Source organism: Pseudomonas sp. SJZ103, assembly GCF_007828335.1.
Taxonomy (GTDB): Bacteria; Pseudomonadota; Gammaproteobacteria; order Pseudomonadales; family Pseudomonadaceae; genus Aquipseudomonas.
Map to the genome: position 1 here is coordinate 493317 of NZ_VIUN01000003.1, position 18966 is coordinate 512282.

The 18966-nt window shown below is 62.3% G+C and carries 16 protein-coding genes and 1 pseudogene; 9 read left to right on the plus strand and 8 right to left on the minus strand.

Annotated features, from left to right (window positions below):
• Positions 1-169: 169 nt before the first annotated feature.
• The 7 genes from FBY10_RS10310 to FBY10_RS10340 all read left to right on the plus strand — a co-directional run bounded on the left by FBY10_RS10310 (position 170) and on the right by FBY10_RS10340 (position 7404).
• Positions 170-1411 carry an SfnB family sulfur acquisition oxidoreductase gene (locus FBY10_RS10310; protein WP_145335782.1) on the plus strand — a complete coding sequence of 414 codons (1242 nt, stop codon included), beginning with the start codon at positions 170-172 and terminating at the stop codon, positions 1409-1411.
• 24 nt (positions 1412-1435) lie between these two features.
• Positions 1436-2629, plus strand: coding sequence for an SfnB family sulfur acquisition oxidoreductase (locus tag FBY10_RS10315; protein ID WP_145335780.1), 1194 nt, complete (start codon positions 1436-1438; stop codon positions 2627-2629).
• The gene (locus FBY10_RS10320) at positions 2629-3981 is read left to right on the plus strand and encodes an LLM class flavin-dependent oxidoreductase (protein WP_145335778.1); all 1353 of its coding nucleotides are present in this window, start codon (positions 2629-2631) and stop codon (positions 3979-3981) included. The genes FBY10_RS10315 and FBY10_RS10320 overlap by 1 nt, the downstream gene beginning before the upstream one ends.
• Before the next feature lie 145 nt (positions 3982-4126).
• Positions 4127-4942: a MetQ/NlpA family ABC transporter substrate-binding protein gene (locus tag FBY10_RS10325; protein ID WP_145335776.1), complete on the plus strand. Its 816-nt coding sequence runs from the start codon at positions 4127-4129 to the stop codon at positions 4940-4942.
• Positions 4939-6054, plus strand: coding sequence for a methionine ABC transporter ATP-binding protein (locus FBY10_RS10330; RefSeq protein WP_145335775.1), 1116 nt, complete (start codon positions 4939-4941; stop codon positions 6052-6054). Before FBY10_RS10325 ends, FBY10_RS10330 begins: the two co-directional genes overlap by 4 nt.
• The gene (locus FBY10_RS10335; RefSeq protein ID WP_145335773.1) at positions 6044-6688 is read left to right on the plus strand and encodes a methionine ABC transporter permease; all 645 of its coding nucleotides are present in this window, start codon (positions 6044-6046) and stop codon (positions 6686-6688) included. Before FBY10_RS10330 ends, FBY10_RS10335 begins: the two co-directional genes overlap by 11 nt.
• Positions 6689-6777: 89 nt before the next feature.
• Complete coding sequence (locus tag FBY10_RS10340) at positions 6778-7404, plus strand: bifunctional 2-polyprenyl-6-hydroxyphenol methylase/3-demethylubiquinol 3-O-methyltransferase UbiG (RefSeq protein ID WP_145335771.1); 627 nt, start codon at positions 6778-6780, stop codon at positions 7402-7404.
• 109 nt (positions 7405-7513) lie between these two features.
• Here the strand turns inward: FBY10_RS10340 and FBY10_RS10345 are convergent, their stop codons facing one another.
• The 3 genes from FBY10_RS10345 to FBY10_RS10355 are packed head-to-tail and all read right to left on the minus strand — an operon-like array spanning position 7514 to position 12716.
• Entirely contained in the window at positions 7514-10570 is a 3057-nt protein-coding gene (locus tag FBY10_RS10345; protein WP_131696993.1) for an efflux RND transporter permease subunit, read from the minus strand.
• Entirely contained in the window at positions 10567-11637 is a 1071-nt protein-coding gene (locus FBY10_RS10350) for an efflux RND transporter periplasmic adaptor subunit (protein WP_131696994.1), read from the minus strand. Before FBY10_RS10350 ends, FBY10_RS10345 begins: the two co-directional genes overlap by 4 nt.
• Complete coding sequence (locus FBY10_RS10355) at positions 11634-12716, minus strand: efflux RND transporter periplasmic adaptor subunit (RefSeq protein ID WP_145335769.1); 1083 nt, start codon at positions 12714-12716, stop codon at positions 11634-11636. The genes FBY10_RS10350 and FBY10_RS10355 overlap by 4 nt, the downstream gene beginning before the upstream one ends.
• A 205-nt stretch (positions 12717-12921) precedes the next feature.
• Here FBY10_RS10355 and FBY10_RS10360 point away from each other — a divergent pair, with 205 nt between their 5' ends.
• The gene (locus tag FBY10_RS10360; RefSeq protein ID WP_131696996.1) at positions 12922-13278 is read left to right on the plus strand and encodes a hypothetical protein; all 357 of its coding nucleotides are present in this window, start codon (positions 12922-12924) and stop codon (positions 13276-13278) included.
• Between the two features lie 447 nt (positions 13279-13725).
• On the opposite strand, the gene FBY10_RS10365 is transcribed toward FBY10_RS10360, so the two are convergent.
• The 5 genes and pseudogenes from FBY10_RS10365 to FBY10_RS10385 form a co-directional block, all read right to left on the minus strand.
• Positions 13726-14508: a MetQ/NlpA family ABC transporter substrate-binding protein gene (locus FBY10_RS10365; protein ID WP_145335766.1), complete on the minus strand. Its 783-nt coding sequence runs from the start codon at positions 14506-14508 to the stop codon at positions 13726-13728.
• A gap of 127 nt (positions 14509-14635) precedes the next feature.
• Positions 14636-15577, minus strand: a complete 942-nt coding sequence (locus FBY10_RS10370) for a sigma 54-interacting transcriptional regulator (RefSeq protein ID WP_145335764.1) — start codon at positions 15575-15577, stop codon at positions 14636-14638.
• A gap of 49 nt (positions 15578-15626) precedes the next feature.
• The gene (locus tag FBY10_RS10375; protein ID WP_131696999.1) at positions 15627-16208 is read right to left on the minus strand and encodes an alpha/beta hydrolase; all 582 of its coding nucleotides are present in this window, start codon (positions 16206-16208) and stop codon (positions 15627-15629) included.
• 349 nt (positions 16209-16557) lie between these two features.
• Positions 16558-16660, minus strand: a pseudogene (locus FBY10_RS10380) (biopolymer transporter ExbD); the annotation flags it as partial.
• A gap of 131 nt (positions 16661-16791) precedes the next feature.
• Positions 16792-17658 (minus strand): LysR family transcriptional regulator, encoded by an 867-nt coding sequence (locus tag FBY10_RS10385; protein WP_131697000.1) that lies wholly within the window; start codon positions 17656-17658, stop codon positions 16792-16794.
• Positions 17659-17766: 108 nt separating this feature from the next.
• On the opposite strand from FBY10_RS10385, the gene FBY10_RS10390 reads away from it, so the two are divergent.
• Positions 17767-18936: a CynX/NimT family MFS transporter gene (locus FBY10_RS10390; protein ID WP_131697001.1), complete on the plus strand. Its 1170-nt coding sequence runs from the start codon at positions 17767-17769 to the stop codon at positions 18934-18936.
• Positions 18937-18966 lie beyond the last annotated feature (30 nt).

Genomic DNA, 18966 nt, shown 5'->3' on the forward strand with positions numbered 1-18966 from the left:
TCCCAAAAGTTAGTTTATTTAAATATTTAACACGCTTAGGGTATATGCACCGGACCACCGGACATCTTTGATTTTTCTGTTTTCATTTCATTGAATGCGAGGTCGGTATGGTCAGAATTACCCCGGTGCATAACGCCAGGGCATTACGTGCAGCCAAGGAGCGGCACTGATGTCTAACTTGGCTCTAACACCCCCCCAGAATCATCTGGACGTTGCTCCCCTGCTGTTGCCGGCCACCGTGCTGCGCAACGATGCAGAGGCGCTGAAGGCTGCCCACGAGCTGGCCCAGGCCGCGCGCCTGCAAGCCGCCCAGCGTGACCAGCAACGTAAGCTGCCGTGGGCGCAGATCGAACAATTCACCCGCAGTGGGCTGGGCAGTATTTCCATTCCTCGCGAATACGGCGGCCCACAAGTCTCATTCGTGACCCTGGCCGAAGTCTTCGCGATCATCAGCGCGGCAGACCCGGCCCTCGGGCAGATCCCGCAGAACCATTTCGGCATCCTGCAGGTGTTGCAGGGCGCCGCCACCGGGCGCCAGAAAGAGCAGCTGTTCCAGAGCGTCCTCGACGGCTGGCGCATCGGCAATGGCGGCCCGGAGCGCGGCACCAAAAACACCCTGGAGCTCAAGGCGCGCATCACTGCCCAAGGCGACGGCTACGTGATCAGCGGCCAGAAGTTCTATTCAACCGGCGCGCTGTTTGCCCACTGGGTGGCGGTGAAGGCGCTGAACGACGACGGCAAGCAGGTCATGGCGTTTGTGCGCCGTGGCACCGAAGGGCTGCGCATCGTGGATGACTGGTCGGGCTTCGGCCAACGCACCACCGCCAGCGGCACCGTGCTGCTGGACCGCGTGCCAGTGGAGGCCGATCTGGTCGTTGAAAACTGGCGTATCGGCGAAAGCCCGACTATCCAGGGCGCCGTTTCGCAACTGATCCAGGCCGCCATCGACGCCGGCATCGCCCGTGGCGCGCTGGATGACACCATCGCCTTTGTGCGTGAGCGTTCGCGCCCGTGGATCGACGCCAAGGTCGAGCGCGCCAGCGATGACCTCTACGTGATCGCCGATATCGGCAAGCTGAAGATCGAACTGCACGCCGCCGAAGCGCTGTTGCGCAAGGCCGGGCAAGTGCTGGACCAGGTCAGCGCCGAGCCGATCACCGCACAGTCCGCCGCGCGTGCGTCGATTGCCGTGGCCGAGGCGAAGGTGCTCACCACTGAAGTGTCGTTGCTGGTCAGCGAAAAGCTCTTCGAACTGGCCGGCAGCCGCGCCACCCTCGCGGAGTTCAACCTCGACCGTCACTGGCGCAACGCCCGGGTGCACACCCTGCACGACCCGGTGCGCTGGAAGTATCACGCCGTCGGTGCCTATCGCTTGAACGGCACGTTGCCGGCTCGCCATTCCTGGATTTAACCGACCAGACCTCTGGAGAAACTCATGACCCTTTCTCACCGTGTCGCGGTTATCACCAGCGACGAACAAGCCCTTATTGTCGCCAGCGACCTGGCCGAAGACTTGCGCCGCGACAGCGCCCAGCGCGACCGCGAACGCCGCCTGCCGCTGCCCGAACTGGACGTGTTCTCGCGCTCCGGCCTGTGGGGCATCAGCGTGCCCAAGGCATACGGCGGTGCCGGTGTGTCCAACGTCACCCTGGCCAAGGTCATTGCCCTCATCGCCCAGGCTGATGCCTCCCTGGGCCAGATTCCGCAAAACCATTTCTACGCCCTCGAAGTGCTGCGCGTGAATGGCAGCCCTGAACAGCAACAACGCCTGTATGCCGAAGTGCTCGCTGGCCAGCGTTTCGGCAACGCCCTGGCGGAACTGGGCACCAAGACCGCCCACGACCGTGTTACGTCCATCACCCGCGACGGCGACGGCTTCCGCATCACCGGCCGCAAGTTCTACGCCACCGGCGCGATCTATGCCCAGCGCATCCCCACCTCGGTGGTGGATGAACACGGCATCCAGCAACTGGCCTTCGTGCCCCGCGACAGCGAGGGGCTGACGGTTATCGACGACTGGAGCGGCTTTGGCCAGCGCACCACCGGCAGCGGCTCGGTGGTGTTCGATAACGTGTGGGTTGCGGCGCAAGACGTGATCCCGTTCCAGAGTGCGTTTGAGCGCCCGACCACCGTCGGCCCGCTGGCGCAGACTCTTCACGCCGCCATCGACACCGGCATCGCCCGCGCGGCCTTTGAAGATGCGCTGCACTTTGTGCGCACCAAGACCCGCCCGTGGATCGATTCCGGCAACGACAAAGCCACCGAAGACCCGCTGACCCTGAAGAGCTTCGGCCACCTGAGCATTCGCCTGCACGCCGCCGAGGCATTGCTGGAACGCGCAGGCGAACACCTCGACCGCGCCCAGGCCAACAGCAATGCCGACACCGTGGCGGCGGCGTCCATCGCCGTCGCTGAAGTCCGCGCCTTGAGCACCGAGATTTCCCTGGCCGCCGGCAGCACCCTGTTCGAACTGGCCGGCAGCCAGGCCACCCTGGCCGAGCACGGCCTCGACCGCCACTGGCGCAACGCCCGCGTGCACACCCTGCACGACCCGGTGCGCTGGAAGTACTTTGCTGTAGGCAATTACTACCTCAACGCTGAAAACCCGCCACTGCGGGGGACCATTTGATGGCAAAGAAAAAGATCCTGCTCAATGCCTTCAACATGAACTGCATCGGGCATATCAACCACGGCATGTGGACCCATCCACGGGACACGTCCACCCAGTACAAAAGCATCGAGTACTGGACCGACCTGGCACAAACCCTGGAGCGCGGGCTGTTCGACGGTTTGTTCATCGCCGATATCGTCGGCGTGTATGACGTGTACCAGAACTCCATCGATGTGCCGCTCAAGGAGTCGATCCAACTGCCGGTCAACGACCCGCTGCTGCTGGTCTCGGCGATGGCCGCCGTAACCAACAACCTCGGTTTCGGCCTGACCGCCAACCTCACCTATGAGCCGCCGTATCTGTTCGCCCGGCGCATGTCCACGCTCGACCACCTGAGCCGTGGCCGGGTGGGCTGGAACATCGTCACCGGCTACCTCGACAGCGCCGCCAAGGCCATGGGCCTCACCGAACAGGTCGAGCATGACCGGCGCTACGACCAGGCCGATGAATACCTGGAGGTGCTCTACAAACTCTGGGAAGGCAGCTGGGAAGACGACGCGGTGCTCAACGATCCGCAGGCGCGGGTCTACGCGCAGCCGGGCAAGGTGCACAAGGTCGAGCACCATGGCGAGTTCTATCAGGTGGAGGGTTATCACCTGTGCGAACCGTCGCCGCAGCGTACGCCGGTGCTGTTCCAGGCCGGCAGTTCGGACCGTGGCTTGGTGTTTGCCGGGCGCCATGCCGAGTGCGTGTTTATCAGCGGGCAAAACAAGGCCGCGACCAAAGTGCAGGTGGACAAGGTGCGCGCCAGCGCGGTCGAGGCCGGACGCAACCCGCAAGACATCAAGGTGTTCATGGGCCTCAACGTGATCGTCGGCGCCACCGAAGAACTGGCCTGGGCCAAGCATGCCGAGTACCTGAGCTATGCAAGTGCGGAGGCCGGCGTGGCGCACTTTTCGGCGTCCACCGCGATTGATTTTTCCCAATACGAACTCGACGAACCGATCCAGTACGTGAAGAGCAACGCGATCCAGTCGGCCACCAAGAACCTGCAAAACAACGACTGGACCCGGCGCAAATTGCTCGAGCAGCACGCCCTCGGCGGACGCTATATCACCCTGGTCGGCTCGCCCGAACAGGTCGCTGACGAGCTGGAATCCTGGATCAGCGAAACCGGGCTGGATGGCTTCAACCTGACGCGCATTGTCACGCCGGAAAGCTATGTGGACTTTATCGACCTGGTGGTGCCGGAGTTGCAGAAGCGGGGGTCGTACAAGACCGAATATGAGAGCGGCACGCTACGGGAAAAAGTCTTCCACGCCAGTGCTCGCCTACCTGAACAACACACCGGCTCGACCTACCGCCACTGATTGAAAAATGTGGGAGGGGGCTTGCTCCCGATAGCGGTGTATCAGTCACCACATTTGCCAACTGAACCACTGCTATCGGGAGCAAGCCCCCTCCCACATTGGATCTGCATTGTTTGTCCTAATACCTTATGACTGGAAACCCACTATGAAAAAGACATTCCTCAATAACCCAGTCAAAGCACTGGCCTTGGCCTTCGGGTTGTTCAGCTCGGCGGTGTTCGCCGCCGATGCACCGTTGAAAATCGGCACCACTGCCGCCTTCGCGATTCCCCTGGAAGCCGCTGTCGCCGAAGCCGGCAAGCAAGGCCTGAACGTCGAACTGGTGGAGTTCACCGACTGGATCGCGCCCAACGTCAGCCTGGCCGCCGGCGATATTGACGTGAACTACTTCCAGCACATCCCGTTCCTGGAAAACGCCAAGGCCGCCGCCGGTTTTGACCTGGTGCCGTACGCGCCGGGCATCATCAACAACGTCGGCCTGTACTCGAAGAAATACAAAAGCATCAACGACCTGCCCCAAGGCGCCAGCGTGGCGATTGCCAACGATCCGATCAACAGCGGTCGCGGCTTGCAACTGCTGGCCAAGGCCGGCTTGATCACCCTCAAGCCGGGCGTGGGCTACAAGGCCACCGAAGAAGACATCGTCACCAACCCGAAAAACATCAAGATCCTGCAAGTCGAGGCCGTGCAGCTGGTGCGCGCCTATGACGATGCCGACCTGGTGCAGGGCTACCCGGCGTACATCCGCCTGTCCAAGACCTTCGATGCCGAGTCGGCGCTGCTGTTCGACGGCCTCGACCACCCGGAATACGTGATCCAGTTCGTGATCCAGCCCAAGAGCAAAACCGACCCGCGCGTGATCAAGTTCGTCGACATCTACCAGCACTCGCCAGTGGTGCGCGCGGCGTTGGATAAATCCCTCGGCAAGTTGTACCAAGTCGGTTGGGACGATAAAAAATGACCGCCGCCCACTCTCAACTGCGCGACCTGGGTTCACCGCCCAGAGACGCCGAACAGACAGAGCTGCATCCGGACCTGAACCGCGCGCACGTGCGTTTTATCAACCTGGGCAAAACCTACGACGGCGGCGTGCATGCCTTGCAAGGCATCGACCTGGCGATCCAGCGCGGTGAAGTGTTCGGCATTATCGGCCGCAGCGGCGCCGGCAAATCGTCGCTGATCCGCACCATCAACCGCCTGGAACAACCCAGCAGCGGGCGCGTGTTGATCGATCAGGTCGACATCGGCGACTTCGACGAAGACCACCTGGTGGCGCTGCGTCGGCGTATCGGCATGATCTTCCAGCACTTCAACCTGATGTCGGCCAAGACCGTGTGGCAGAACGTCGAATTGCCGCTGAAAGTAGCCGGCGTGCCCAAGCCCCAGCGTGAGCAAAAAGTGCGCGAGCTGCTGGAATTGGTGGGGTTGCAGGACAAGCACAAGGCCTACCCGGCGCAGCTGTCCGGCGGGCAGAAACAGCGCGTGGGCATTGCCCGTTCGCTGGTGCACGACCCGCAGATCCTGCTGTGCGACGAAGCCACCTCGGCCCTTGACCCGGAGACCACCCAATCGATCCTCGGCCTGCTGCGCGAGATCAACCGGCGCCTGGGCCTGACCATCGTGTTGATCACCCATGAGATGGCGGTGATCCGCGACATCTGCGACCGCGTGGTGGTGCTCGAACACGGGCGCATCGTCGAGCAAGGCCCGGTGTGGCAAGTGTTTGGCAACCCACAGCACGAGGTCAGCAAGACCCTGCTGGCGCCGCTGCAACATGGGCTGCCGGAAGAACTGCAAAACCGTTTGCACACCCAGCCTGAATCACCGGACGCCGCCGTGGTGCTGCGCTTGCAGTTCACCGGCAGTGCCAGCGATGAACCGGACCTGGCCGCGCTGTTCAGCGCCCTCGGCGGGCGCGTGCGTCTGCTGCAAGGCGGTGTCGAACGGATTCAGGGGCATGCCTTGGGGCAACTGCTGCTGGCGGTGAACGGGTCACCCCATAACACCGAAGAACTGCGCAACCGCGCCGCGAACTGGGCACAACAGGTGGAGGTGCTGGGCTATGTGGTTTGATCGTTTAGTGCAGGGTGCCATCGACACCTTGTTGATGGTCGGCGTGTCATCGTTGATCGCCTTGCTGGTGGGGATTCCGCTGGCGGTGTTTCTGGTGACCAGCGACAAGGCCGGCATCTACCAGGCACCGGCGCTGAACCGGGTGCTGGGGGCATTCGTCAATCTGTTCCGCTCGATTCCGTTTTTGATCCTGATGGTGGCGCTGATCCCCTTCACGCGGCTGATCGTCGGCACCACCTACGGCGTGTGGGCGGCGGTTGTGCCGCTGACCATCGCCGCCACACCGTTCTTCGCGCGCATTGCCGAAGTGAGTCTGCGCGAGGTCGACCACGGGCTGATTGAAGCCGCCCAGGCCATGGGGTGCCGGCGCTGGCACATCATCTGGCATGTTCTGCTGCCCGAAGCGCTGCCGGGGATTGTCGGCGGGTTCACCATCACCCTGGTGACCATGATCAACTCGTCCGCCATGGCCGGGGCCATTGGTGCGGGCGGCTTGGGCGACATTGCCTATCGCTACGGCTACCAGCGCTTTGATACGCAGATCATGCTCACGGTGATTGTGCTGCTGGTGATCCTGGTGGCGGTGATCCAGTTGGGTGGCGATCGGTTGGCGCGGGTGCTGAACAAGCGCTGAAAGCTGGGGCTGCTGCGCAGCCCAACGCGGGGCAAGCCCGCTCGCCACAAGGTATAGTCGGGTCATCTCAACACCCGGTATTGCCCACCATGCCCCTCAAGCCCGACGACCTCGACCAGATCACGTCCACCACCCTCGGCCACTACAACAAGGTGGCCGAGGACTTCCGTGAAGGCACCCGCGATCACGATGTGAGCCAGAACATCGACGCGCTGCTGCGGCATATCCAAGGCACTGCGCCCTTTACCGTGCTGGACTTCGGCTGCGGGCCGGGGCGGGATTTGCAGACCTTTACGCGCATGGGGCATATCGCCGTCGGCCTGGATGGCTCCGAGCGGTTTGCGCAGATGGCGCGCGAAGACAGCGGCTGTGAGGTGTTGCAGCAGGACTTCCTCAAGCTGGATTTACCGGCTGAACGCTTTGACGGGATCTTTGCCAATGCGGTGCTGTTTCATATCCCCAAGCAGGAACTGCCGCGTGTGCTCAAACAACTGCATGGGGCGTTGAAACCTGGGGGCGTGCTGTTCAGCTCCAACCCGCGGGGTGAGAACCAGGAAGGCTGGAATGGGCCGCGCTATGGGGCTTATCACGACCTGGAGGCGTGGCAAACACTGCTCACCGCCGCCGGGTTTGTGGAGCTGGAGCATTACTACCGGCCGGCGGGGTTGCCTCGAGAGCAGCAGCCTTGGTTGGCCAGTGTCTGGCGCAAACCTTAGAGGCAACGCACTTCAAATGTGGGAGGGGGCTTGCCCCCGATAGCAGTGGATCAGTTGGAGCATCTTTGACTGACCCACCGCCATCGGGAGCAAGCCCCCTCCCACATTTTTAACCGTGTTCTTCCTGTTGGGGTTCGCGGATCTTGTACCAGGCCACATACAGCGCCGGCAGGAACAACAGCGTCAGCAAGGTGGCGATGATGATGCCGCCAATCATCGCGTAGGCCATCGGCCCCCAGAACACTTCCCGAGCAATCGGGATCATGCCCAGGCTCGCCGCAGCCGCCGTGAGCAGGATCGGCCGACGCCGATGCTCGGTGGCTTCCACCACCGCGTCCCACGGCGTGTAGCCGGCCACTTCATATTCGTGGATCTGCGTCACCAGGATCACCGAGTTACGGATGATGATGCCGATCAACGCCAGGATACCGAGGATCGCCACAAAGCCCATGGGCGTCCCTGTGGGGATCAACGCCAGCACCACGCCAATCAGCCCCAGCGGCGCGACACTGGCCACCAGGAACATCTTCTGCACGCTGTGCAGTTGGATCATCAGGAAGGTCGCCATGAGGAACAGCATCAGCGGCACCACGCTGGCAATCGGGCCCTGAGCCTTGCCGCTTTCTTCCACGGTGCCGCCCGTGGCGACCTTGTAACCCACCGGCAGGCCGGCGCTGAATGCGTCGATCTCCGGCTTGAGCTGCTTGACCAGGTCGGTCGGCTGCATCTCATCGCGCACCGACGCTTTAATGGTGATCGTCGGCTTGCGGTCGCGACGCCACACCAGCGGCTGTTCCAGTTCATAGCGCACGGTGGCGAAGGCCAGCAGCGGGATCGAGGTGCCGTTGGGCGTGACGATCTGCAGGTTCTGCAAGGTTTCCGGCGTACCGCGCTCGGCGTCCTCGGCACGGCCGACCACGTTGATCAGGTAGATGTCGTCGTGCACCTGGGTTACCGACGCACCACTGACCACGCTGTTCATCAACTGCGCCACGTCTTCGGATGACAGCCCGAGCTGGCGCGCCTTGTCCTGGGCAATGTCGATGCGCAGCACTTTGCCCGGCTCGTTCCAGTCGTAGATGATCTCGCCCAGGTGGGTATTTTTATCCAGCAGGGTCGCCAGTTCGATGGCGTGCTTGCGCACCTGGTCGGTGTCTTTACCGGACACGCGATACTGGATCGGACGCCCCACCGGCGGGCCCATTTCCAGCGGTTGCACAAAACTGCCGATGCCCACGAAGTCGTCACGCAGGCGCTTTTGCAGGCGCGCAATCAAGGCACCGCGCTCTTCCAGGCCTTTGCTGACGATCACCAGCTGCGCGTAGTAGGGGTTTTCCAGTTGCTGGTCGAGGGGCAGGTAGAAACGGATCGCACCCTGGCCGATATAGGTGCTCCAGCGCGTAATGTCCGGGTCGTCCTTGATGATCGCTTCCAGACGGTCGACCGTCTTGCGCGTCTCGTTGATCGAGGCGTTTTGCGGCAGGTTGAGGTCGACGAGAATTTCCGGGCGGTCCGACGACGGGAAGAACTGGTTCTGCACAAACTGCATGGAGAACACCGACGCCACGAACAGGCCCACGGTGATGCCGATGGCCCACCAACGGTTGCGCATGGCCCACAGCATGCCGCCATTGAACGCGCGGCCGATGCGCCCCGGCTCGGCGCTGTGGGGTTTCACCTTGGCACTGAGGATATGCACGCCGATCACCGGCGCAAACAATACCGCCACCACCCATGACACCAGCATCGCCACGGCAATCACCGCGAACAGGGTGAAGGTGTACTCCCCCGCCGAACTGGCGTTGAGGCCAATCGGCACGAAACCGGCGACGGTCACCAAGGTACCGGTGAGCATCGGGAATGCCGTGGAGGTGTAGGCATAGGTGGCCGCCTGCTCCTTGGTTTCGCCTTTTTCCAGACGTGTGATCATCATCTCCACGGTGATCATTGCGTCGTCCACCAACAGGCCGAGGGCGATGATCAACGCACCCAGCGACACGCGCTGCATGGTGATGCCGCTGTATTCCATGAACACGAACACCAGCGCCAGCACCAGTGGAATCGAGCACGCCACCACCAGCCCGGCACGCATGCCGAGGCTGATAAAGCTCACCACCAACACGATGATCACCGCTTCGAACAGCGCGCTGGTAAAGCCGCCGACGGCCTCTTCTACCACTTCGGCCTGGTCGGAGACCTTATGCACACCGACGCCCACCGGCAGGTCGGCGGTCAGTTCGTCCATGCGCGTGTGCAGTGCCTTGCCGAACGACTGGATGTTGCCGCCCTTCTGCATGGCGATGGCCAAGCCAATCGCCGGCTTGCCGTTGAAGCGGAACATCGGCCGCGCAGGGTCAACATAGCCACGGCTGATCTCGGCGATATCGGCCAGGCGATAGAAGCGGTCATTGAGGCGCAGGTTGACGTTGGCCAGGTCTTTTTCCGAGGCGAACTGCCCCGACGTACGCACCGAGATGCGCTCCGGCCCGGCCTCGATCACCCCGGCGGGGGTCACCGCGTTCTGCGATTGCAGGCTTTGCACCACCTGGCGCTGGTCAATGCCCAGGGCCGCCAGTTTGCGCGTGGAGAAATTCAGGTAAATCACTTCGTCCTGCTGGCCGATCATCTCGACCTTGCCCAGCCCCGGCACCGAACGGATCTCGGCGCGCACCTGCTCCACGTAGTCGCGCAACTGGCGCATCGACAGGCCGTCGCCGGTAAAGGCATACACCGAGCCGAACACATCGCCGAATTCGTCGTTGAACGACGGCCCCTGCAAGCCCTGGGGGAAGGTGCCGCGAATGTCGTCGATCTTCTTGCGGACCTGGTACCAGATCTCCGGAATCGCCTTGGCGCTGGTGGTGTCCTTGAGGAACACGAACACCGTGGATTCACCCGGTCGCGTGTAGCTTTTCACGTAGTCGAGGGAGTCGAGTTCCTCGAGCTTTTTCTCGATGCGGTCGGTGACCTGCCTGAGGGTTTCTTCCTGGGTCGCGCCCGGCCAGCGGGTCTGGATCACCATGGTCTTGATGGTGAACGAGGGGTCTTCCTCGCGGCCCAGGTTCATGTAGGAGAACACGCCCATCAGCAGCGCGACGAACATCAGGTACCAGACGAAGGACTGATGCTTGAGGGCCCACTCGGATAAGTTGAAGCTGCCTTTCATCGCGGGCTGTCCTCGTCGATTTTGACTTTCTGCCCGGGCTTCAGGCTGTTCACGCCGGCGGTAACGATACGTTCGCCGGGTTTGACGCCGCCGTTGAGCAAGGCGCTGTCAGCGTCACGGCTAAGCACCGTGATGTCGCGCGGTTGTACGGTCTGGCTTTGGGTATCGAGCAACCAGATGCGGGTCTTGCCGTCGACTTCCTGCAAGGCGCTCAGGGGCAACTCGATGCGTGGGGCGATGGCCGAACTCAAGGTCACGCTGACCGCCGTGCCAAGGCGGAACGCGGGCGGCGTTTCGGCCAGGGTCAGGCGCGCGCGACGGGTGCGCGTGGCGCTTTGGGCCTGGGGTTCGATCTCGCGCACGGTGGCGGTGGTGTTGACGCTGGGGTCGAGTTGCCCGGCGACGAGGAACACCCCATCCGGCGGCAGGCGCTCGGCGAGGCCGGCGGGCAGGTCGATGACCGCCTCCTTGATGTCCGGGCGCGCCAGGGTCACCACTTGCTGACCGGCGCTGACCACCTGGCCGGCCTCGGCATTCCAGGCGGTGACGATGCCGGCGTGGTCGGTGCGCAGTTCGGCGTAGTTGAGCTGGTCTTTGGCTTGATTGACCGAAGCCCGGGCCTGGTCGAGAGAGGCCTGGGTGGTTTTCAGGTCGGTCTGGGCCACATCCAGTTGGGCCTGGGCCCCGACACCACGGTTGAACAGCTCCTGCTGGCGACGGGCATTGGCCTGGGCATTGATGAACTGCGCCTGCACCCGCGCCAAATCGCCTTGGGCGGCGCGCAACTGGTTCTGTTGGTCGGTAGGGTCGAGCACGGCGAGCAAGGCGCCCTTCTCCACTTCGGCGCCCACATCCACGGCACGCCGGGCGATGCGACCGGGGACGCGGAAGCCCAAGTTGCTTTCGTAGCGAGCCTGGATGGTGCCGGCGAAGCGGCCGAGGGTCTCCTGGTCTTCGGACTTCACCTCCATGGACAGCACCGGGCGCACGGGCTCGGGCGCCGGTTCTTCCTTGGAGCAGGCCATCAGCAACAGGCTGGCGGCGAGTACAACCGTCAGGTGCTTCATGGCTGGGCTCCTGGCTGGGCGATCTCGACCAGCATGCCGGGGTGCAGCAATTGCCCACCGGCCACCACGACTTTTTCGCCGCCTTTAAGGCCCTCGGCAATAATCACTTTGCCCGTGAGGTAACGCGCCACCGTGACCTTGTGCAGTTGCGCCTTGCCCTCGCCGTCCACCAGCCATACGGCGGGCTCGCTGAGGTCTTTGGTCAACGCCGACCAGGGCAGCTCGATGCTCGATTTGGCCGGGCCATTCGCGGTGGCGCTGACCACCGAACCAAGCCGCATGCCTTCGGGCAACGATTGCAGGGCGATCTTCACTTGCACCGTGCCGGTATTGGCGGCCACGGCCGGTGTGACTTCACGCACTTTACCCACGGCCTTGATGCTCGGGTTATCCAGCAGGCTGACGGTGATCGGCGCATCGGGCGGCGGCTCAACCAGCAGTGACTCATAAACGTTGAACACCGCATCGCGCTCGCCATCGGTGGCCAGGCTGAAAATCGGCACGGTGGCCTGTACCACCTGACCGACTTCGGCCTGGCGCGCAGTGATCACTCCCGGCGCATCCGCAATCAGGGCGGTATAGCCGAGTTGTTCACGGGCGTTGGCCAACTGCGCCTGCGCGGCGGCCAGGGCACTTTGGCTGCTGCGCAGCGCGGCCTGGGCGGAATCGTATTCGCTGCGGCTGGTGTAGCCCTTGGGCAGGAGTTTTTCCTGGCGCACAAACGCGGCGGAGGTTTGCTTGACCCGCGCCTGTTCGGCCACGACCTGGGCCTGGGCGGAATCGACGTTGGTCTGCAAATCCTTGGGATCGAGCTTGGCCAGCACTTGCCTGGCGGTCACGCGGTCACCCACATCCACCATGCGCTGGATGATCTTGCCGCCGACGCGGAAGGACAAGTCGGTCTGCACGCGCGCCTGGATATCCCCGGTCAACGTGACGGCAGCGGCGAAATCCGCGGGTTGCACGGTTTGCACAAATACTCGGGAATGCTGCTTGGGTTCGGCGTTTTCCTGGCCGCAAGCGCTCAGCAACACTACTAAACCCAAACCGACGATACAGGTGGAAATACGACCGCCCATGCGGACTCCTTGTGCGCGATGCGATGTGCCAGTGTGTATGCGACTGTGAGCTTAGATCAGGGTTCCCAAGCCGGCGCGACCTGTGAGTTCTAACAGTAGACAGCCCTCGACAACCCTCGTAAACATTGACCCCGGTCTTGCTGCACGGTCATTCGCGCGTGCTGCAGTGCAAGCAAATCACGCCCCCTGTACTGAGGTAGACCCAATGAGCAGCCAAGATAAAAAAATGCTTCCACCCCTGCAGATTACCGAAGCCACGCCGCCGACGCCGCCTTCCGACCACTATGAACTGTCCTTGAAGAATGTCCCCGACCAAGGAGCGACGGTCATCATCCAGCCGACCGATATAGGTACGAGCAAGGACCGTCTCCAGATCTTCATCAGCCGGCGGCCGGTGGTGGATATCGAATTCAACAACAACCCACCGCAGCAAATTCGCACACATATTCCCCGAGCTGTATTGCTGCAACACCTGGGCGTCCATCCCATCCACTACATGATTCGAATCGGCCAAGGAAATGGCGAGATGGGCGCCTCGGAAAACTATCGGATTACCCATTGAACAGGGGCAGGCTCATCTTCCGTCTCGACAGGGCCAACGTCGCGTAGCACGAGCGTGGCGGTAGAAACCGTAACATTCAGCCCCGATTCGCGGGTTTGGCAGGTGACAGCTATGGTTGGGGGGTCTGTTTTCGAGGGAATGAACAATGAACAAAGCGAAACCGATTGATCCGCAGGAGCTGGTGAAATGGTTGGTGGCGTTGCGCAGGGCGATTAACAGCCGAGCGCTCTAAAACCACTAACAATCCAAAGTGAGATGAAGATCAATTGTGGGATGGGGCTTGCTCCCGATAGCGGTGGTTTAGTCAGTACATCTTTGACTGACACACCGCTATCGGGAGCAAGCCCCCTCCCACATTTCGATTGCATTCCAAATTCCAGGCATAAAAAAACGCCGACGCTCTACAAGCCGTCGGCGTTGAAACCTTGAAGGGAGTTTTGGCTTACATCAGAACGCGGGCACGACTGCACCGTTGTACTTCTTCTCGATGAAGGCTTTGACTTCCGGGCTGGTCAGGGCCTTGGACAGTTTCTGGATAGCGTCGCTGTCCTTGTTGTCCGGACGAGCCACCAGGAAGTTCACGTAAGGCGAGTCGGCACTTTCGATGATCAGCGCGTCCTTGGCCGGGTTAAGACCCGCTTCCAGCGCGTAGTTGGTGTTGATCATATCCAGGTCAACCTGGTCCAGCACACGTGGCAGCAGGGCCGATTCCAGCTCTTTGAACTTCAGGTTCTTCGGGTTGCTGGCGATGTCTTTCGGCGTGGCCAGGGCGTTGGTCGGGTCTTTCAGGGTAATCACACCGGCTTTCTGCAGCAGCAACAGGGCGCGGCCGCTGTTGGAGCCTTCGTTCGGGATGGCCACGGTGGCGCCATCCTTGAGCTCGGAAATATTCTTGATCTTTTTCGAGTAACCGCCGAAGGGCTCAACGTGCACGCCAACCACGGTGACCAGGTTGGTGCCCTTGCCCTTGTTGAAGTTTTCCAGGTACGGCAGGGTCTGGAAGTAGTTGGCGTCCAGGCGCTTCTCGGCAACCTGCACGTTTGGCTGGACGTAGTCGGTGAAGACTTTGATTTCCAGGTCCACGCCTTCTTTTTTCAAGGCTGGCTTGACCAGTTCGAGGATCTCGGCGTGCGGGACCGGGGTCGCGGCAACCACCAGTTTCTCGTTGGCCTGGGCGAAGCTTGCGGTCAGGGCAGCCGCCAGTGCGGTAAACAACAGAACCTTTTTCATGCAGTGTCCTTATTGGAATTGCGGGGCGTCTCTGACGACCGTTTTTTATGTGGTGTGCCAGCGAAGTGCTATCGCGGCGTGGAAGGGACAATACCTATATTTTTTATTCCCGAACAATATCTTTTATTCACGTTGATATTCCATTTTGCTCATGCAGGGCTTGTTCACGTAGAAAGCTGCGCAAGGTTTCCCGCTCAGCCAGGCCGGCATTGGCGAAGATGCGCTGTACTTGCTCCAAGGGCGACCCCGCCACTGGCAGGTTCAGATGCTCGGGCAGAATTTCGTCGCCGCTGCTCACCAGCAAGGCGAAGTGAATGACGTTCTCCAGCTCGCGGGTATTACCCGGCCAGCTGTGGTGTTCCAGTACGCGCTGGGCGGCGTCGCTGATCAACGGCACCGGCAGGTCCAGGCGCTGGCTGTAGATACCGAGGAAGTATTCAGCCAACGACAGGATATCGCCCACCCGCTCACGCAACGCCGGCAGGTCCAACTGGCCCTCGCTGAGGTAATGGAACAGCCGCTCATGAAACTTGCCGGCTGCCACGGCCTGGGCCAGGTCGATACTGGTGGCGGCCACCAGGCGCACGTCCACCGGGCTCGGCTGGTGGGCGCCAACGCGGGTGACTTCATGGTTTTCCAGGGCCGCCAGCAGTTTCACCTGGATCGGCAGCGGCAAGTCGCCGATCTCATCCAAGTACAAGGTGCCGCCATTCGCCGAGCCAAACCATCCGGCCCGGCTGCTGGCCGCGCCACTGTGGGCGCCGGCGGCGTAGCCGAACAACTCGGCGTCGGCGTAGGTTGGGCTGATGGCGCCGCAATTGACCGAGACAAACAAACCGGAGCGGTCGCTGCCCCGGTGAATATGCCGCGCCAGCAACTCTTTACCGCTGCCGGTCTCGCCCCGAATCAATACGGGCAAGGCGCGCGGGGCGAGATTTTCCAGGTCTTCGCGCAGCTTGCGCGAGCGTGGGTCGACAAACACCAGCGCCTTGGCGCGGATGCTCAGCGGGCTTTTTTCGGCGTCGGGGAAGGTCAGCAGTGGCTGACCAAAGGTTTCATGCAGACTCATGGCAGGCTCCCGCCCCAAATCCACTCAGGGACGGGGCGTTGAAAAAATATCAGGCGGTGCGCCGGGCGTGATGCTCGAGGCGGCTTTGCAGGCGATACAGGTAGGCGAACCCCTGCTCCCAGCGTTGGTGGCCGGATTTCACATTGATATGCCCGGCCCCCGATAGGATGCCGGCTTCGGCGCCCCAGTGACGCGCCAGCTCCAAGGCCCGGGGGGCACTGACGGCGCTGTCGTTATCGGAACTGACCACCTGACTGGGAAAGGGCAGCAGGTCGGTCGGGATCGGCGCAAAGTTGCGCAGCGCGGGCGAGCACGCCGGACGTTCGACGTCCGCAGGAGCCACCAGCAAGGCCCCGCGCACCTGCCGCAGGAACTGCACGGGTGCAGTGGCAGCCCAATGGGCCACGGTGATGCAGCCCAGGCTATGGGCGATCAGAATCACCGGGGTGCTGTCGGCGGCGATCGCCTCGGCCAGCGCGGCTACCCAGTCTTCGCGGCGCGGCGTCAGCCAATCGGCCTGCTCAACGCGCGCGCTGTTGGGCAGGCTGTTCTGCCAATGAGTTTGCCAATGATCTTCTGGCGATCCTTGCCAGCCAGGCACGATCAGGTAACGAATCGACTCGCTGTGCATGGGTGTGCCCTCCTGCAGCGTTTAACGTTGCAGGACAGTATAGGGACGAGGGTTATATTCGTTAAGGAATAAGAAGCTATTTATTAATAACCAAAAACTCAAACCTGCATGAGGTTCAAATGTGGGAGGGGGCTTGCTCCCGATGGCGGTGGATCAGCTGACAAACAGGCCAACTGACACTCCGCCATCGGGAGCAAGCCCCCTCCCACATTCCACATTCCACATTCCACATTCCACATTCCACATTCCACATTCCACATTGGGATTTGGCGGCGTGGCTTGAATTCCAGGCAAAAAAAGGCCTCACCCTGCCAAGGAGACGGCCAAAAACTTGTCGAGGCTTTTGCCACTAACGTGCGGTGATCACCGACAGCTTGGTAATGCCCGCGCTCGATAGACGCCATGGCTCGCGCCACTTCGCCGTAGTTCACTCCATCGTCAGCTTGCAAAAGCGCTTCGGGGTTTGCTGCGTTCGCAATTGCCCCAACGGCGCGCGGTGCGGCCGCCCAAGGTCGACCAACTCACCACTCGGTGCTTGGCGCCGAGGTGGTTTTTTTTGATGCTTTTCAGGCATACAAAATATTCAGTTAAGGCATGGCTCAACGGGGCTGTTTGCGCACAAATCGAACAGTTCAGCCTGTAAGCACTGCCCTGCGGCACTCAGGCCATGACGGGCATACAACGCCAGACGCACGCCTTGCACCACGGGCAAACCACTGTCCGGCCCCAGTTCCACATGCCCTGGCTGCACTACCCGTCGCGGCAACAGACTCACACCCAATCCCGCCGCCACCGCCGAACACACGCTGGCCAGGCTCGCGCTGGAATACCCGATACGCCAGCGCCAGCCGTCCACTTCCAGGTGTTGCAGCATTTCATTGCGGTACAGGCCGCCCACCGGAAAGGCCACCAACGGCAACGGATCACGGCCCAGGCACGGCGTGTTGCGACTGTCGACCCAGCACAGTGGCTCGGGCCATGAAGCCAGGCAGTCGGCGCTGTCACCCATCTGCTTGACCAGCAACACATCGAACTCGCCGCTGCGGTATTGGCGTTGCAACTCGGGGCCGAGGCCGCTGGTGACCTCCAGCCGCACCCGTGGATACGCCAGCACAAACGCCGACAGCAACGGCATCAGGCGCTCGGCGGCAAAGTCTTCCGGTACGCCGAGGCGCAGCACGCCGTCGCTCTGTTGGTTGATCAACACATCGGCGGCTTCTTCATGCAGCGCGAGGATGCGCCGTGCATAGGCCAGTAAGCGCTCGCCCTCAGCGGTGGCGACCACGCGGCGCTGGTCGCGGTCCAGCAACTGGCACGCCACCGCCTCTTCCAGGCGGCGGATCTGCTGGCTCACGGTGGACTGGGTCAAGTGCAGGCGCTCGGCGGCGCGGGTGAAATTGCCGCAGTCCACCACGGCGACAAAGCTGCGCAACAACACGGGATCGAACATCAGCGTCACCATTCTCTTTGCCACTGGTTGGCATGGTTATATTTAATTTCAGAATACCTTTGGTGCTGGCCATACTCACGCCTCATTTGCCGACTGCAAGAGCGTTGCATGACCCTGAATAAATCCCTCGCCGGCTGGGGCCTGCTGGTGGTGCTCGGCCTGAACCTGCGGCCGATCCTCAGTTCCATCAGCCCGTTGCTCGGCGAGATTCGCCAGGCCACCGGCCTGAGTTTCCAGAGCAGCGCCCTGCTGACCAGCCTGCCGGTGGTGTGCATGGGGCTGGTGGCGCTGGTGGGCGTGCGCGTGGAAGCCCGTCTGGGCGAGCGGCGCGGCATCGCCCTGGGCTTGATGATGATCCTGCTGGCGTGCCTGGCACGCTGGTTGATGGGCCAGGCGTCGGCGCTGCTGGTCACGGCGCTGCTCGGCGGCGCGGGGGTGGCGCTGATCCAGGCCTTGGTGCCGGCGATGATCAAGCGCGAATTCCGTCATCGCGTGCCGGTGGCGATGGGTGTGTACTCAGCCTCGCTGATGGCCGGCGGCGGGCTGGCAGCGCTGCTCAGCCCGCTGGTGGCCACGCATTTCCAGGAGTGGCAGGCGGGGTTGGGGGTGTGGCTGCTGCCGGCGCTGGGCGCCTTGCTGCTGTGGGCCTGGCTGCCCCTGGGCGCGGCCAGAAATCCACAGGTGGTGCCGGCCTTCAAGGACCTGCGCAATCGCCGCGCCTGGTTGCTGGCGCTGTATTTCGGCCTGGTCAATTGCGGCTACATGAGCTTGGTGGCGTGGCTACCGGCCTACTATCAGCAACTGGGCTGGGGTGTGTTGCCCAGTGGTTCGCTGCTGGCGTTCATGACTATTTTCCAGGTGATCGCCGCGCTGTTGATGCCGGTGCTGGCGCAGCGCGGTATCGACCGTCGGCCGCTGCTGGGCATCGCCCTGCTGGCCCAGACCGTGGGTTACCTCGGCCTGATCGTCGCGCCGCAGGCGTCTGCGCACCTCTGGGTGGCGTTGTGCGGCTTCGGCCTGGGCGCGTGTTTCGCCTTGAGCCTGCTGCTGACCCTCGACCACCACCGCGACCCGCGCCAAGCCGGGCAACTGGCGGCCTTTGTGCAAGGCGTGGGTTTCTTGATCAACGCGGTGTCGCCGTGGATGACCGGCTGGTTGCGCGAGCTGACCGGCAACTTTGTCAGCGCCTGGGTGGTGCTGACTGTCACGGCGGTGGCGATGCTGGTGGTGACGCGAGTGTTCAGCCCGGCCACGTATCGGACTGCGCCTGCTCTATAGACATGCATTTAAGATCTACATAAACCAACA

Excerpts from the sequence above, each read along its gene's own strand:
- FBY10_RS10345 (WP_131696993.1), bottom strand. The coding sequence starts at position 10,570 with ATGAAAGGCAGCTTCAACTTATCCGAGTGGGCCCTCAAGCATCAGTCC.
- FBY10_RS10330 (WP_145335775.1), top strand. The coding sequence starts at position 4,939 with ATGACCGCCGCCCACTCTCAACTGCGCGACCTGGGTTCACCGCCCAGA.
- FBY10_RS10350 (WP_131696994.1), bottom strand. The coding sequence starts at position 11,637 with ATGAAGCACCTGACGGTTGTACTCGCCGCCAGCCTGTTGCTGATGGCC.
- FBY10_RS10360 (WP_131696996.1), top strand. The coding sequence starts at position 12,922 with ATGAGCAGCCAAGATAAAAAAATGCTTCCACCCCTGCAGATTACCGAA.
- FBY10_RS10370 (WP_145335764.1), bottom strand. The coding sequence starts at position 15,577 with ATGAGTCTGCATGAAACCTTTGGTCAGCCACTGCTGACCTTCCCCGAC.
- FBY10_RS10335 (WP_145335773.1), top strand. The coding sequence starts at position 6,044 with ATGTGGTTTGATCGTTTAGTGCAGGGTGCCATCGACACCTTGTTGATG.
- FBY10_RS10340 (WP_145335771.1), top strand. The coding sequence starts at position 6,778 with ATGCCCCTCAAGCCCGACGACCTCGACCAGATCACGTCCACCACCCTC.
- FBY10_RS10310 (WP_145335782.1), top strand. The coding sequence starts at position 170 with ATGTCTAACTTGGCTCTAACACCCCCCCAGAATCATCTGGACGTTGCT.
- FBY10_RS10315 (WP_145335780.1), top strand. The coding sequence starts at position 1,436 with ATGACCCTTTCTCACCGTGTCGCGGTTATCACCAGCGACGAACAAGCC.
- FBY10_RS10365 (WP_145335766.1), bottom strand. The coding sequence starts at position 14,508 with ATGAAAAAGGTTCTGTTGTTTACCGCACTGGCGGCTGCCCTGACCGCA.
- FBY10_RS10375 (WP_131696999.1), bottom strand. The coding sequence starts at position 16,208 with ATGCACAGCGAGTCGATTCGTTACCTGATCGTGCCTGGCTGGCAAGGA.
- FBY10_RS10320 (WP_145335778.1), top strand. The coding sequence starts at position 2,629 with ATGGCAAAGAAAAAGATCCTGCTCAATGCCTTCAACATGAACTGCATC.
- FBY10_RS10325 (WP_145335776.1), top strand. The coding sequence starts at position 4,127 with ATGAAAAAGACATTCCTCAATAACCCAGTCAAAGCACTGGCCTTGGCC.
- FBY10_RS10390 (WP_131697001.1), top strand. The coding sequence starts at position 17,767 with ATGACCCTGAATAAATCCCTCGCCGGCTGGGGCCTGCTGGTGGTGCTC.
- FBY10_RS10355 (WP_145335769.1), bottom strand. The coding sequence starts at position 12,716 with ATGGGCGGTCGTATTTCCACCTGTATCGTCGGTTTGGGTTTAGTAGTG.
- FBY10_RS10385 (WP_131697000.1), bottom strand. The coding sequence starts at position 17,658 with ATGTTCGATCCCGTGTTGTTGCGCAGCTTTGTCGCCGTGGTGGACTGC.